Annotated in this window: 15 protein-coding genes, 1 tRNA gene and 1 pseudogene; 13 read left to right on the top strand and 4 right to left on the bottom strand. The window is 34.2% G+C overall.

Annotation, left to right across the window (positions count from 1 at the left end):
• Both A9G38_RS07105 and A9G38_RS07100 read right to left on the bottom strand, forming a co-directional pair.
• The coding region (locus tag A9G38_RS07105) for a transposase (RefSeq protein ID WP_141671662.1) at positions 1 to 258 on the bottom strand (258 nt) is incomplete at its 3' end.
• Between the two features lie 260 nt (positions 259 to 518).
• The gene (locus A9G38_RS07100; protein ID WP_051634320.1) at positions 519 to 896 is read right to left on the bottom strand and encodes a DUF5362 family protein; all 378 of its coding nucleotides are present in this window, start codon (positions 894 to 896) and stop codon (positions 519 to 521) included.
• 118 nt (positions 897 to 1,014) lie between these two features.
• Between A9G38_RS07100 and dusA the strand changes: the two genes are divergently transcribed.
• From dusA to A9G38_RS07035, 13 genes are all read left to right on the top strand, one after another.
• Positions 1,015 to 1,941 carry a tRNA dihydrouridine(20/20a) synthase DusA gene (gene dusA, locus A9G38_RS07095; protein WP_080702378.1) on the top strand — a complete coding sequence of 309 codons (927 nt, stop codon included), beginning with the start codon at positions 1,015 to 1,017 and terminating at the stop codon, positions 1,939 to 1,941.
• A gap of 104 nt (positions 1,942 to 2,045) precedes the next feature.
• Positions 2,046 to 4,061: a DNA helicase Rep gene (gene rep, locus A9G38_RS07090; RefSeq protein WP_034914733.1), complete on the top strand. Its 2,016-nt coding sequence runs from the start codon at positions 2,046 to 2,048 to the stop codon at positions 4,059 to 4,061.
• A gap of 35 nt (positions 4,062 to 4,096) precedes the next feature.
• The gene (locus A9G38_RS07085; RefSeq protein WP_065623203.1) at positions 4,097 to 4,852 is read left to right on the top strand and encodes a hypothetical protein; all 756 of its coding nucleotides are present in this window, start codon (positions 4,097 to 4,099) and stop codon (positions 4,850 to 4,852) included.
• Positions 4,853 to 4,963: 111 nt separating this feature from the next.
• Complete coding sequence (locus A9G38_RS07080; RefSeq protein ID WP_034914738.1) at positions 4,964 to 5,434, top strand: YhcH/YjgK/YiaL family protein; 471 nt, start codon at positions 4,964 to 4,966, stop codon at positions 5,432 to 5,434.
• A 25-nt stretch (positions 5,435 to 5,459) separates the two neighbouring features.
• Positions 5,460 to 6,395, top strand: coding sequence for a sugar kinase (locus A9G38_RS07075; RefSeq protein ID WP_034914739.1), 936 nt, complete (start codon positions 5,460 to 5,462; stop codon positions 6,393 to 6,395).
• Positions 6,396 to 6,628: 233 nt separating this feature from the next.
• Positions 6,629 to 9,469 (top strand): excinuclease ABC subunit UvrA, encoded by a 2,841-nt coding sequence (gene uvrA / locus A9G38_RS07070; protein WP_141671757.1) that lies wholly within the window; start codon positions 6,629 to 6,631, stop codon positions 9,467 to 9,469.
• 191 nt (positions 9,470 to 9,660) lie between these two features.
• Positions 9,661 to 10,263, top strand: coding sequence for a glycerol-3-phosphate 1-O-acyltransferase PlsY (gene plsY, locus A9G38_RS07065; protein ID WP_034914745.1), 603 nt, complete (start codon positions 9,661 to 9,663; stop codon positions 10,261 to 10,263).
• A 212-nt stretch (positions 10,264 to 10,475) separates the two neighbouring features.
• The gene (gene recR, locus A9G38_RS07060; protein WP_034914748.1) at positions 10,476 to 11,081 is read left to right on the top strand and encodes a recombination mediator RecR; all 606 of its coding nucleotides are present in this window, start codon (positions 10,476 to 10,478) and stop codon (positions 11,079 to 11,081) included.
• A gap of 66 nt (positions 11,082 to 11,147) precedes the next feature.
• Positions 11,148 to 11,966, top strand: coding sequence for a pyridoxal phosphatase (locus A9G38_RS07055; RefSeq protein ID WP_034914751.1), 819 nt, complete (start codon positions 11,148 to 11,150; stop codon positions 11,964 to 11,966).
• A gap of 22 nt (positions 11,967 to 11,988) precedes the next feature.
• Complete coding sequence (gene truC, locus A9G38_RS07050) at positions 11,989 to 12,696, top strand: tRNA pseudouridine(65) synthase TruC (RefSeq protein WP_065623201.1); 708 nt, start codon at positions 11,989 to 11,991, stop codon at positions 12,694 to 12,696.
• A 140-nt stretch (positions 12,697 to 12,836) separates the two neighbouring features.
• The gene (locus tag A9G38_RS07045; protein ID WP_176713241.1) at positions 12,837 to 13,253 is read left to right on the top strand and encodes a DUF4878 domain-containing protein; all 417 of its coding nucleotides are present in this window, start codon (positions 12,837 to 12,839) and stop codon (positions 13,251 to 13,253) included.
• A gap of 113 nt (positions 13,254 to 13,366) precedes the next feature.
• Positions 13,367 to 13,960: a YiiX/YebB-like N1pC/P60 family cysteine hydrolase gene (locus tag A9G38_RS07040; RefSeq protein ID WP_176713240.1), complete on the top strand. Its 594-nt coding sequence runs from the start codon at positions 13,367 to 13,369 to the stop codon at positions 13,958 to 13,960.
• Positions 13,961 to 14,151: 191 nt separating this feature from the next.
• A tRNA-Cys gene (locus A9G38_RS07035) sits at positions 14,152 to 14,225 on the top strand.
• Positions 14,226 to 14,296: 71 nt separating this feature from the next.
• On the opposite strand, the pseudogene A9G38_RS07030 reads toward A9G38_RS07035, so the two are convergent.
• A pseudogene (locus A9G38_RS07030) lies at positions 14,297 to 14,509 on the bottom strand (tyrosine-type recombinase/integrase); the annotation flags it as partial.
• Positions 14,510 to 14,619: 110 nt separating this feature from the next.
• Positions 14,620 to 14,840: transposase (locus A9G38_RS07025; RefSeq protein WP_141671736.1), on the bottom strand; the 221-nt coding region annotated here is incomplete at its 5' end.

The raw sequence follows: 14,840 nt of genomic DNA, 5'->3' as shown, positions 1-14,840 counted from the left end.
AAAATCCGCTAGTTGTGATAAATGTTTGAAAATATCAACTAATATTCCTTTTTTAGACCACAAATTAAATCGCCTATAGACAGTGCTCCATTCACCAAACTCTTCTGGCAAATCTCGCCAAGGAATACCGGTTCTCATTCGGAAAAGGATCCCTTCAAACGTCATCCGATGCTCGGATTTATTATAAACTCGGCCGGTATTTTTCATTATTTGTAGTAGCTTTTCCCACCGTTTATCTGTTAGCATTGTTCTTGGCATGATGAATCGAGTTAGGGTTGTTTTTGGCTGAATTATTATAACTCACATCATGCCGTCTAAAAAATAATCATGAAAGATCAACACGCCCTAGTACTAAATTGTTTTTTTTTAATCAAAAGGCATAAAGATGTTGTCATAATTTAATCTAGCCAAAAATTAACAATAACAACTCGTTATGCCTAGAACTAGGCTACTAGATACTTACTTGAAAAAGTGCCAAAATTGGAAGATCAGTAGTCTCTAGATTAAAGTAATAATTGTTAGTAATAACCATTACTGTATGTAACAAAAATGGAAATAATAATTACAATGTATAAAAAAATAAATACAATCGAAGCGATAAATGTGATTAGAAAATATTTCCAATAACCATAAAGATTTTCTATAGCACCAACGATATCGTCTCCTTTTCGAAGACTTGCAGCTAAGCTAAATGCACTTCCCGATTTGAAAAGTTTTATTCCAGCAAAAATTTGAGGAATGCCAACAATAGCAGTAATTATTCCTAGACATGTAAAAGCGCCAGCAATTATAAAAATAACACCAAAAACTTGTTGCATAGTAGCAATAAAACGCATATGTTTTATTAATAATTCAGTTGTTTGAAAAGAAATTGTATTTGTTTGATTTGTATTCATTTTTATTCCTTATATTATTGCTCTATTTGAAAGCGACGAATAGAATAGCATTTTTTAAATTAATGTCGAGGTGATTTTGCATAACATTTTAAGTTTAAATAGTTTTTCTATCGCTCCTATGTTAGATTGGACAGATAAACATTGCCGTTATTTTCATCGAATCTTAACAAAAAAAACATTGCTATATACTGAGATGGTGACTACAGGCGCAATTTTATTTGGGAAAGGTGATTATTTAGCTTTCAACAATGAAGAGAATCCAGTTAGCTTGCAACTAGGCGGTAGTGATCCTAACGCATTAGCGCAATGTGCAAAATTAGCGCAAGAACGTGGTTATGACGAAATCAACTTAAATGTGGGATGTCCATCAGATCGCGTACAAAATGGTATGTTTGGTGCTTGTTTAATGGGAAATCCAAATTTGGTTGCCGATTGTATTGCTCAGATGCAAGATCAGGTTGATATTCCCGTCACGGTAAAAACAAGAATAGGTATTGATGATTGCGATAGCTATATTTTTTTATGTCAATTTATTGAAAAGGTGATGCCTTACACCAAAACATTTATTATACATGCGCGCAAAGCATGGTTATCAGGATTAAGTCCAAAGGAAAATCGTGAAGTTCCACCGCTTGATTATGATCGTGTTTATAAATTGAAACAAGATTATCCCAATTTAACTATAGTCATCAATGGCGGCATAAAAACGATTGATGAAATAAAATGCCATTTACAGCATGTCGATGGAGTGATGGTTGGACGAGAGGCATATCAAAATCCATTGTTACTTACTGAAATTGATACGCAAATTTTTGGCACAAATACCCCCATCATTGATCCCCTATCTGCTATTCAAGCACTTTACCCTTATATCGAACAACAGCTAATGCAAGGTGCGCAACTTAACCATATTATGCGGCATACTTTAGGTATATTTAATGGACGTAAAGGAGCAAAGCAATGGCGGCGTTATCTTAGTGAAAATGCGCATAAAAAAGGGGCAGGGGTCGAGGTTGTTGAACAGGCTTTAACATTCATCAAATAATATTTAACAAAATAGCAATTATATTTGCTCAATAATGACGCTAATTGCGCGCTACTAGTATATCGTTATATACTAACCCACATTTTTCCTAATGGTTTTATTCTGTGCGTTTAAATTCAAGTCAACAAAAAGCCGTTGAATATGTTTCAGGACCGTGCCTTGTTTTAGCTGGAGCAGGTTCTGGAAAAACTCGGGTTATCATTAACAAAATTTCCTATTTAATTCGTGTTAAAGAATATTTACCACGCCATATTGTTGCGGTTACCTTTACGAATAAAGCTGCACGCGAAATGAAAGAGCGTATAGCCCAAGCACTTAGCAAACAAGAAGCAAGAGGGCTTAAAATATCAACATTCCATACGCTAGGATTGGATATTATTCGCCGAGAGTATACTCATCTGGGAATTAAATCTAACTTCTCTCTATTTGATGATCATGATCAAACAGCGCTACTCAAGGAACTAACTCATCAATGGTTAGAAGATGATAAGGATTTGATTAATCAATTACGCTCAACAATCTCAAATTGGAAAAATGATCTTGTTGATTCAACTATTGCGATGGCAAGAGCTCAGACGAATAAAGAGAAACTATTTGCTCACTGTTATCAATTGTATGAAAAACAATTAAAAGCTTGCAGTATATTAGATTTTGATGATCTTATATTATTGCCCACACTCTTATTAAAAACCAACGAAGAAGTTCGCGAAAAATGGCAAAACAAAGTTCGTTATTTGTTGGTTGATGAATATCAAGACACAAACACAAGTCAGTACGAATTTATCAAATTACTAGTTGGTAACCGAGCTAAATTTACTGTTGTTGGTGATGATGATCAGTCTATTTACTCTTGGCGTGGTGCACGACCACAAAATTTAGTATTACTTAAACAAGATTTTCCTAATTTAGAAGTGATCAAATTAGAACAAAATTACCGATCATCGGGTCGAATTTTAAAAGTAGCGAATATCTTAATCGAAAATAATCCACATATCTTTGAAAAAAAACTTTTCTCAGAACTGGGTTATGGTGAAACATTAAAAGTTATTTCAGCCGATAGCGAAGAGCATGAAGCCGAAAAAGTTATTAATCACCTTATTGGCCATCGTTTTGCGCATAACAGTCAATATGGTCAATACGCTATCTTATATCGTGGCAATCATCAGGCACGACTAATTGAAAAGATACTCATGCAATATCGGATACCGTATCGAATCTCTGGCGGTACATCATTTTTTGCTCGAATTGAAATTAAAGATTTAATGGCATATTTGCGATTATTAACTAATCCAGATGATGATAATGCGTTTATTCGTATTATCAACACACCAAAACGAGAAATTGGTCCAGCAACTATTCAAAAACTTGGCGAATGGGCTAATCATCGAGGTGTTAGTTTATATCAAGCAAGCCATGATATGGGGTTGACCCAATTGCTTTCAGGTAAACGTATGGAGTCATTACAAGAATTCATACATTGGTTTGATGCCCTTATTCAAAAATCTCATACTGAACCCATGGAAGCAATTTATGAACTTCTACACGGGATTCATTATGAGAGCTGGATTTATGAAACCTCATCATCCCCAACATCTGGGCAAATGCGCATGCGCAATGTAGAACAATTGGTCAGTTGGTTAAATGATATGTTGCAAGGTGATGATATTGATGAAGCAATGACACTTGAACAAGCTGTCGCGAGATTTACTTTGCGTGATATGTTAGAACGTAACGAGTCCGAAGAAGAACTCGACCAAGTACAACTTATGACACTACATGCATCTAAAGGATTAGAGTTTCCTTATGTCTACTTGATTGGCATGTCCGAAGGTTTATTACCTCATCAAACTAGCATTGATGAAGATAACATTGAAGAAGAGCGCCGTTTAGCTTATGTTGGTATTACTCGGGCGCAACGAGAACTGACTTTCTCTTTTAGCCGGCAACGTAAACAATTTGGCGAAACCCTTCAAGTTGAACCGAGTCGATTTTTATTAGAACTGCCACAAGACGACTTGGAGTGGCAAGATCAGCGTAACGAATTATCACCTGAAAAAAAAATGCAACAAGGGCAAAGTAGGCTAGCCATGCTAAAAGCGCAAATTGCCAAGGCTAAGTAACCAAATTTTGACAATTATAAAATAAGGAATAACAAATGATGAAGTTAATAATAAGTGTCATATTAATTTTAACTAGTTGCTTTGCGAATGCTACAGGTTTAAATTATCACTCAGAACGCACGAGGCTCTATCAATTAACCAAAAAATTTGAAGCGCAAAAAACATTACCTAGGTTATATACAAAAGAAGGTAAAGAAATTCTTAGCCAATTTACTGATCCCAAACTTCTTGAGAATTTTTCAAAAGATAAAATAGATGAAAAATTAGATATAACCAATTATATTAACCATATAGTTGAGATTTATTTAACCTTTTTATCAAATAAATCAAATGAAATAACTAGCCAAGATCTAACAAATAACCTAAAACGATTTCAACAAGAAATTATTTTATTAAGCACTTTTAATATAAAATATTTTGCGGCAATATCTCCTCATGTTAATCAGTTTTATAAAGAACTTCCCGATAATGAAAGAGGTGGAGTCATACAGTATAGTGTGAAAATGATGCAATCAGAAATGTTAAAATATTACTACGGTGGATTTAAGTGGATTGCTTTACCAGATTGTTTAACTGAACAATCTAAATTGGATATTATCACCACATTAGAACAATCAGCTGAAAATTACGCAAAATTTATCCCAGAATCGAAAAAGAAAGCAATCATAGAAAAGGCCGAACAATTAATAACTCAACAACCTATATTTAAATCACAGTTATCACATATCATCGAAGTGATGAAAACAAACAAATGTGAAGAAATATGTCAAAGAATCTACAAAAACAAGTGACTTATGTATAGACTCTTTATCAATTTAATTAACTTTATCATAGTATAAGTTAGTTACAACTAATTTGGTTATTTGTATTAATTTTCATCAATATTTTAAGGATCATTTGGTATGATTTTAGGTAATATTAATCATTTAGGGTTAATTCCTTATTTACCCGAAAAAATTAAGCAATCAATTGAATATATTAAAGATAATGTCAATAATAACACGCCTGTTGGGCGTTACGATATTGATGGTGATAATATGTTTTTTATTGTGTCAGATAGTACATCGCGATATATCCACGATGCTAATCCAGAATATCATGAAAAATATATTGACGTTCAGATTGTTTTAGTTGGGCAAGAGGGTATGGCAGTAAGTACGTTACCGCCATATACAAAAGTGTTAGATAATAAATTAGTAGAAAATGATATTGCTTTTATCGAAACACCAAAAGAAGAAACCTTGTTGATATTACACCCAAATGATTTTATCGTGTTTTTACCTAATGAAGTGCATAAACCGCTTTGTGCAATTGATAATAATATCGAAACAGTTCGCAAAGTTGTGGTAAAAATCGCGTTAGATTATTTATAAAAAGGTTAAAGATGATAAGTATATTATGACTACAAAAATAGCTGTTATTGGCGAATGTATGATTGAATTGTCGATGAATCAGGATTCGACTACGCGTGGTTTTGGTGGTGATACGCTTAATACATCGGTTTATTTGTCTCGTTTACTAAAAGATAATGATTTTTCAATACATTATGTAACCGGGCTTGGTACCGATCCCTTCAGTCAAGAAATGTTAGATTGTTGGGAAACAGAAAACATTCAAACAGATTTAGTACAAAGAATGTCTGATAAAATGCCGGGGCTTTATTCTATTGTTACTGATGAACATGGTGAACGGTCTTTTTATTATTGGCGTAATGATGCTGCTGCTAAATTTTGGTTGAAAACAACTGAAACAGATAGAATAATTCAGCAAATTGAACATTATGATTATGTATATTTGAGCGGTATTAGTATTGCTATTTTAGATGCTGAAAGTATCCTTAAATTATTAGATCTTTTAAAACGTGTTAAAGTTAATAGCGGTAAAGTTATTTTTGATAATAATTTTCGTCCATGTTTATGGAGTAGCCTTGATTTGGCTCGTAGTGTTTATGCTGATATTCTTAGCTTTACAGATATTGCATTTTTAACATTAGATGACGAAGATTTATTATGGGGTAAGCTACCTTATGAGCAAGTTATTGAGCGTACAAAACAATTTGGTGTAACTGAAATTGTTATTAAACGTGGCAGTGATAGCTGTATTATTGATTCTGCTGATGGTCGTTTTGAAGTTCCTGCTAATAAAATTGCTAAAGATAAAGTGATTGATACTACGGCCGCTGGTGATTCATTTAGTGCAGGTTATCTTGGGGCTCGTTTAAGTGGAAGGAACCCTTCTCAGTCAGCATTACAAGGGCACTTGGTGGCTGGCACGGTTATACAGTATCGCGGCGCAATTATTCCTGTTGATGCGACGCCAAAATTGACATACTAAGTTGAATCAACAAATGACGGTCATTAATGGCCGTTTTTTCTGCTGTAAAAATAAATATTTTTAGTTTATTTTTTGTTAAAAAGTTTCAGGTAACACTGTGTTTTAGTATAAAATTAGCCACGTAGTATATTCAACTATATAGTTGTATATTTAATCAAATGTTACTGGTATAATATACAGTTAATTTTCTATCCATTTTGTTTAAAAACACAAAAAAGAAGAGATCTATGTCAATCAAAGATATCGATATTCGTGGTGCGAGAACGCACAATCTAAAAAACATTAATGTAACCATTCCAAGAGATAAATTAGTTGTTATTACAGGTCTTTCTGGATCAGGTAAATCTTCGTTAGCATTTGATACTTTATATGCCGAAGGGCAACGACGCTATGTTGAATCGTTGTCGGCGTATGCTCGTCAGTTTTTATCATTGATGGAAAAACCTGATGTAGATCATATTGAAGGATTATCACCTGCAATTTCGATCGAGCAAAAATCAACTTCGCATAACCCTCGTTCGACAGTAGGGACTATCACTGAAATTTATGATTACTTACGTTTGCTTTTTGCTCGAATTGGAGAACCTCGTTGTCCAAATCATCATTTACCGTTAGCTGCACAAACGATATCTCAGATGGTCGATAGTATCATGGCGTTACCGACGGATAATCGTTATATGCTACTTGCCCCTGTGGTTACTGAGCGTAAAGGGGAGTTTGTTAAACTGTTCGAGCAACTTGCTGCTAGTGGTTATATTCGGGTACGAGTGGATGGTGATGTATATGATCTTTCTGATCCGCCAATTCTTGAATTGCAAAAAAAACATACCATTGAAGTTGTTGTTGATCGTTTTCGTATTCGTGACGACTTAAAACTTCGTTTAGCGGAGTCGATTGAAACGGTTCTTTCGATCACTAATGGTATTGTTAAAGTCGCCAATTTGGATGATCCACAAGCTGAAGAATATTTGTTTTCGGCTAATTTTGCTTGTCCTATTTGTGGTTACAGTATTTCTGAATTAGAACCGAGATTATTCTCGTTCAATAATCCTGCTGGTGCGTGCCCTGAGTGTGATGGTTTGGGTGTGCAACAATATTTTGATCAAAAACGTATTGTTCAGATGCCAGAAGTTTCATTAGCTGCTGGTGCGATTAAAGGTTGGGATCGTCGCAATTTTTACTATTTCCAGATGCTAAAATCATTAGCAGATCATTATAAGTTTGACATTGATATACCGTATGAAAAATTACCTGAAAAGATAAAAGACATTTTATTAAATGGTTCAGGTAATACCGAAATTCAGTTTGTTTATTCAAACGATCGTGGTGATGTGGTTAAGCGTAAACATCCATTTGAAGGGATTATTAATAATTTAGCTCGTCGGTATAAAGAAACTGAATCACAAACTATCCGTGAAGAGCTAGCAAAATATATTAGCCATCGACCTTGTCCTTGTTGTGGTGGTTCTAGGTTATGTACGGCAGCAAGAAATGTGTTTATTAATGATACAAATTTACCAACAATTAGTGATTTAAGTACGCAACAAGCCAAGGATTTTTTTGATAAATTGACATTGACTGGGCAACGAGCTCAAATTGCAGAAAAAATCTTGAAAGAGATCAACGATCGTTTACAATTTTTGATTAACGTTGGACTTAACTATTTAACGCTTTCAAGATCCGCTGAAACATTATCAGGTGGTGAAGCACAACGTATTCGATTAGCAAGCCAAATTGGTGCAGGTCTTGTTGGCGTGATGTATGTGCTAGATGAACCTTCTATTGGATTGCATCAGCGAGATAACACTCGTCTGATTGACACTTTAACGCATTTACGTGACTTAGGTAATACTGTTATAGTCGTTGAACATGATGAAGAAGCTATTATGGCTGCTGATTATGTAATTGATATTGGTCCTGGGGCAGGGGTTCATGGTGGTGAAGTTGTTGCTCAGGGAACACCCAAACAAATAATGGCATGTAAAACATCTTTAACAGGAAAATATTTATCCGGTAAAGAAAAAATTGAAATACCAACTATTCGCACCAAAGTCGATAAGAAAAAAATGTTATCTCTTATTGGTGCAACCGGCAATAATCTTAAAGATGTGACATTAAATATTCCAGTTGGCTTATTTACATGTATCACTGGTGTATCGGGCTCGGGAAAATCAACCTTAATTAATGATACCTTATATCCCCTTGCCCAAAACGAACTCAATGGTGCAGAAAAAACTGAAATAGCACCCTATAAATCAATCAAAGGACTTAACCATTTTGATAAAGTAATTGCGATTGACCAAAGCCCAATTGGACGTACGCCACGTTCTAATCCAGCAACTTATACTGGATTTTTTACTTCTATCCGTGAACTTTATGCTGGTGTACCAGAATCTCGAGCTCGAGGCTATAATCCAGGGCGCTTTAGTTTTAATGTTAAGGGTGGACGCTGTGAAGCTTGTCAAGGTGATGGTTTAATCAAAGTTGAAATGCACTTTTTGCCTGATATTTATGTTCCTTGTGATCAGTGTCATGGCGCTCGCTATAACCGTGAGACCTTAGAGATCAAATATAAAGGAAAGTCTATTAACGAAATTTTAAATATGACAGTTGAAGAAGGTCGCGAGTTTTTCGATGCCGTGCCAATGATAGCACGCAAACTGCAAACATTGATTGATGTTGGGCTTTCTTATATTACCATTGGACAGTCAGCAACAACATTATCGGGTGGTGAAGCGCAACGAGTAAAACTTGCAAAAGAATTATCTAAGCGAGATACTGGTCGTACTTTGTATATCTTAGATGAACCAACAACTGGGCTACATTTTGCCGATGTGAAACAATTATTAACGCAATTACATTCATTACGAGATAAAGGCAATACTATCGTTGTTATCGAGCATAATTTGGATGTAGTTAAAACAGCAGACTGGATTGTGGACTTAGGACCAGAAGGTGGTAATGGTGGCGGGGAAATTATTGCCGAAGGGACGCCAGAAGAGGTTGCGAAATCTAAACACTCCTTCACTGGAAAATATTTAAAACCGTTGTTGGAAAAACAAAAAGTAGTCTAGGATTATTATTAATTAGCATATAAAGAACGGGCGAGGAGCAACGCCCAGTCTTTTTATATACTTTAATTTATATTAAATTAAATTAAATTAAATAAGTACTGAAAATAGACAGAAACTGGATTTACGACGAGTTTGGTAAGATTCTTAAGTGCAATTATCAGCATGGTGTGGTTGATGAAAGGGGGTGTATTTTGACATTGCTAATTGTATTGATGATCATAGTCGCCTATATTTTGGGCTCGCTTTCTGGTGCAATGATCATTAGTCGCATCATGCATTTACCTAATCCTTCAGAACATGGATCTCACAATCCTGGAGCAACCAATATTTTACGACTCAATGGCAAATTACCAGCCATTTTTGTTTTAATCTTTGATATGTTAAAAGGTACAATTCCTGTTTATATTTCATATCGGCTTGGTATTACACCCTTCTTTTTAGGTATTATTGGTATTTTTGCTTGTTTAGGACATATTTTCCCCTGTTTTTTTCATTTTCGTGGAGGAAAAGGAGTTGCAACTGCGTTAGGTATGATGGCTCCAATTGGGTTTGATTTTACAGGTTGCTTTATTTTAACTTGGTTACTTACTTTACTAATTACAGGCTATTCTTCGGTAGCTGCAGTTGTTGGTTTTCTTATGGCACCATTTTATGTTTGGTTATTCAAACCTGAGCTTACTTTACCAGTTGCAATGCTTTCGTGTTTGATTATTATTCGCCATAATAATAACATTATGCGCCTTTTTAAAGGTGAAGAACCAAAAAGTTATCATCGTAGCAAGAACAAAAGATAGTCTAAAAATTTATACATAATAATATTATATATTTGAATATGTGCTTTTATAACATAGATTGTACGTTATGTAACATCCTACCTACTTATTTTCTGCAATCTTTTTGATTTTATCGTTAGTTAATTAAACAATAGAATAATTCTTGTTTGATAGATTTTTTAAAAAAGGTATTATTATCTTAAAACATCAAATATGTGGAAACCAAATAATTCATGCAGATAAGCCCATTATTAGAATCACTTATGGAAGCATTGCGTTGTTTACCTGGTGTTGGTCCAAAATCGGCGCAACGAATGGCCTTTCATTTATTACAACGAAATCGACAAGGTGGCATTAAATTAGCTCATGAGCTACATGAAGCAATGATAAATATCGGCCATTGCAAGGAATGCCGAACTTTTACCGAACAAGAAACCTGTACTATTTGCGCAAATGCTCGTCGTCAAAGTAGTGAGCAGCTTTGTGTGGTTGAAACTCCAGCAGATATAGTAGCTATTGAACAAACAGGGCAGTATAGTGGTCGCTATTTTGTATTATTAGGGCATTTATCACCTTTAGATGGTATTGGCCCTAGTGATATAGGTCTTGATTTATTGAAAAAAAAGCTATCTTCAGAGTCAATTAACGAAGTTATTTTAGCCACTAATCCCACCGTCGAAGGTGATGCAACAGCTAATTATATTGCGCAAATGTGTGCAGAGTTTAATGTAACAGCAACAAGAATAGCTCATGGTGTTCCAGTTGGTGGTGAACTCGAAATGGTAGATGGTACCACCTTATCGCATTCGTTTGTTGGTCGTCAAAAAATAGAATTATAATTTTATTGAACTTTTAGTACTTAGCCAGTCTTTATAGCTAAGATCAGAAATGAAAAGAGGTATTATATGAAGTATAAAGCCGTAGCCTTTGATATGGATGGTACGTTGTTAGCCGGCAATCGTTTAATTTTACCAGAAACAATAGCGGCCATTGAAAAAATTACAGCTAAAGGTGTAAAAGTTATTTTAGTTTCAGGGCGGCATCATTCTGTAATTTATCCTTATTACTATCAGCTCAAATTATCAACCCCGGCAATTTGTTGTAATGGATCTTATATCTATGATTTTGAGAAACAAAACGCTTTTGCCGCTAAACCAATGACGAAAGATCAGGCTCGAATGCTACTAAATCTTGTCAATCAATATGGTATTCATACATTAATTTATACTGATAAAATGATGACTTATGAATTGTTAGATGATCATCTAGAAAGCTTTTTTAAGTGGGTTAAATCATTGCCTGAGTTTTTACAACCTGAAATTAAAAAAGTAGATGATTTTGAAAAAGTTATTGAGCAATCTGACGCTATTTTTAAATTTGCAACAAGTAGTCATAATATACCTGCTTTACAACAATTTTCAAATGCAGTTGATTCCTTAGGTATGTTTTCGTGTGAATGGTCTTGGTCAAATCGAGCAGATGTAGCAGTTAAAGGAAATACCAAAGGAAATGGGTTAACTCACTGGGCAGAGTACGAAAATATTGATTTAAGCGAAATAGTCGCTTTTGGTGACAGTTATAATGATATAAGTATGTTATCTATTGCTGGATTAGGGATTGCGATGGGTAATGCTGATGATGAAGTGAAAGCCAAAGCAAATTATGCCATTGGTGATAATAATGGCCCTAATATAGCTAAAGAGCTTGAAGAACTCTTTTTATAATTGATATTTTAATAAATATTCTATGTTTGAAATTCTTTATCAAGATGATGACTTAATTGCCATTAACAAACCATCTGGTTGGCTTGTGCATCGCAGTTGGTTAGATAAAAATGAAACAGTTGTTGTGATGCAAACATTGCGTGATCAAATCGGTCAACATGTATTCCCTATACATAGGCTAGATAGACCAACCTCTGGTGTTTTGTTGTTTGCTCTTTCTAGTGATGTAGCAAGAATTATGTCAGAAGAATTTGCAAAAAAACAAATTGAAAAAACGTATCATGCGATTGTGCGCGGTTATGTTGAGGGGGAAGCGGTGATTGATTACCCTTTAGTTGAAGAATTAGATAAAATTGCAGATAAATTTACTAATAAGAATAAACCAGCACAAGATGCCGTCACATTTTACAAATCTATCAGCAAAATTGAAGTTCCGATTAAGGTTGGCAAATTTGAAACAGCAAGGTATAGTTTTGTTGAATTAAAACCACAAACCGGCCGTAAACATCAACTACGTCGCCATATGAAACATATTTTCCATCCGATATTGGGGGATAGCAAACATGGTGATTTACATCAAAATCGTGCATTTGCAACTTATTTTAATATCAAACGATTGATGTTACATGCAAGCAAACTTGAAATCAAACATCCAACCCAACATAAACCAATGATTATTGAAGCTAAATTAGATCAAAGTTGGCAAGATATCCTTTTAAATTTTAAATAGTAGTTATTATTCCATATTACTTTGCAATCATTTGATTATATAGTATTATTTAACATCATTTCCTTTGATGATGTTTATTTTTACCAAAGGGAATTTATGTAATATTTTAATTATAATTTAAATTGATGATGGGATTAAAAATGAAATTGATAATGAAATTTTTAAGTGTATTTTTATTAGCACTTATGGTAACTGCATGTTCGAATAATGATTCTCCTGAACAAGTAGCAGAAAAATTTATCTCAGCGATCTACAAAGGTGATTCAGATACTGTTATAAATCTCATCAATTTTCCTAAAGATGATGATAACAAAGGTATGGATATGCGAATGTTCGTTAAAAGCAAAATGCAAGAAGCACTACAGCGAGGTACACAATTTGCTGATGAACATGGAGGACTTGATAAAGTCGAATCTGAACTCGTAAAATATACTAATGATGAAAAAAATATGGCAATAGTTAGTACTACTGTTATCTTTAAAGATGCTACTAAAAAAGAGGAAAAAAACATATCGGTGATTAAAGCTGATGGTAAATGGCTAATTAATCTTAAATAGCTATATTATCGTCAATATAGATTATGCTTTTAGAAGAATCTAAAAAGGGTAAATAGTGATTACCCTTTTTTATTAAGAAACGATTTTTGATGAGATATTGCTATTATCTTTGTATGATGTTAATTATGATGCTAGTAAATTTTGCTCTAGCTAATGATACTGTTCATTTTTCAAATCCAACCACCGAAATACCATATTCAGTAAAAGTTGGCGATTGGATTTTTAGAAAAGGTATACAAACCGATAGTCTTATAGTCAATCAATTAGGTGGTAGTGATTTTTCACATATTGGTATGATTATATCAATCAATCCAGAAATTAGAATTATTCATGCTACGACTAGCGATGATGAGGACCATCCTAACCAAGTTATTGTATCAACTCTAGCAGAGTTTATAACGCCTGAACTAGCCGAAACATATGCTATAGCAAGACCTAATTTTATATCTAATGAGCAACAACAACAAATTGTTAATGATCTTTTAACAAAGCAAGGTGAAGCTTTCATATTAGCCCCCCGTGAAGAGCCACATCTTTATTGTACAACGTTACTTTTTGATTCCATCATCAAATTTCAACCTGATTTTAATGTTAATTGGCAATCAATTAATTTTCCATTTTTAAGTGGCGTTTATTTATTTCCAAATGCATTTGCTAATTATCAAGATATTACCTGGATCTATAAATATCCCGAAACATCAGAATAATATTGTACAATTTGCTCTAGCATAAAATTAAATTTAAACACATATTTTGTGCGATCTTTTTGGGGAATATGCTGTTTACTCTTACTGTGGTTAGTTAAAAATAAAGTGACTGCTGTAATTATAATCTATTTAATCTTGACGATTAGTCAAGCCAGTGATAATATTTGTAGCCTATTCAGATAGACCATCAAGGCGCGTTGGCAGAGTGGCCATGCTGCGGATTGCAAATCCGTCTACCTCGGTTCGACTCCGGGACGCGCCTCCATTTTTAATCAATAAGATAAAATCTTATTTTTTTAAAATCATCAATACTTAGAATTAACTTAGAATATACAGTTAGAATAAATCTTCTTTTTTGGATGGGTTTAACGTCGGTGTTACTTTCACTTTTCGGTCGTATGTATTAACCTGAGCCTCGGTCTTATTACCACTAAATAGCTGTTTATCTTTAGTTGCTCCGTCGTAGTCGGAAATAGCTTTAGCTTTGATATCGTGAAATGTGCAATTGATTTTTCTGCCCAGCTTTTCTTCTGCTTTTCGTTTTGCATCCAACTTAATTGCGTCTGCTAGTCGCTCTGTTCATTGTTTGATTTACCTTTTCCCTGTTTGGTATGTCCACACTTTTTAGGGGCTGTTGATCTTTGCTGTACATAAATTACTCAACAATACATTGGCAGCCACATTAACATAAATGCCAGTGATACCATACTGGCATAATTCCTTTCTAACTTATCGTATCTAGTTGATATTGAACGATATTGCTTGATTCTAGCAAAGGCATTCTCGACTAAATGACGATAGCGATAAAGGCACCTATCCATACTGCTTTTATCTATATCCTTACCATAATTACGTTTAGCAATCACCGTTCGTCCGCCTT

Origin of the sequence: Gilliamella sp. Imp1-1 (genome assembly GCF_001690415.1) — a bacterium.
Taxonomy (GTDB): Bacteria; Pseudomonadota; Gammaproteobacteria; order Enterobacterales; family Orbaceae; genus Gilliamella; species Gilliamella bombi.
Note: the sequence above shows the minus strand (reverse complement) of the source record. Positions and strands in the feature narration are given on the sequence as shown.

Excerpts from the sequence above, each read along its gene's own strand:
- truC (WP_065623201.1), top strand. The coding sequence starts at position 11,989 with ATGTTTGAAATTCTTTATCAAGATGATGACTTAATTGCCATTAACAAA.
- A9G38_RS07040 (WP_176713240.1), top strand. The coding sequence starts at position 13,367 with ATGATGTTAATTATGATGCTAGTAAATTTTGCTCTAGCTAATGATACT.
- dusA (WP_080702378.1), top strand. The coding sequence starts at position 1,015 with ATGTTAGATTGGACAGATAAACATTGCCGTTATTTTCATCGAATCTTA.
- A9G38_RS07055 (WP_034914751.1), top strand. The coding sequence starts at position 11,148 with ATGAAGTATAAAGCCGTAGCCTTTGATATGGATGGTACGTTGTTAGCC.
- recR (WP_034914748.1), top strand. The coding sequence starts at position 10,476 with ATGCAGATAAGCCCATTATTAGAATCACTTATGGAAGCATTGCGTTGT.
- A9G38_RS07045 (WP_176713241.1), top strand. The coding sequence starts at position 12,837 with ATGAAATTGATAATGAAATTTTTAAGTGTATTTTTATTAGCACTTATG.
- A9G38_RS07100 (WP_051634320.1), bottom strand. The coding sequence starts at position 896 with ATGAATACAAATCAAACAAATACAATTTCTTTTCAAACAACTGAATTA.
- A9G38_RS07075 (WP_034914739.1), top strand. The coding sequence starts at position 5,460 with ATGACTACAAAAATAGCTGTTATTGGCGAATGTATGATTGAATTGTCG.
- A9G38_RS07085 (WP_065623203.1), top strand. The coding sequence starts at position 4,097 with ATGATGAAGTTAATAATAAGTGTCATATTAATTTTAACTAGTTGCTTT.
- A9G38_RS07080 (WP_034914738.1), top strand. The coding sequence starts at position 4,964 with ATGATTTTAGGTAATATTAATCATTTAGGGTTAATTCCTTATTTACCC.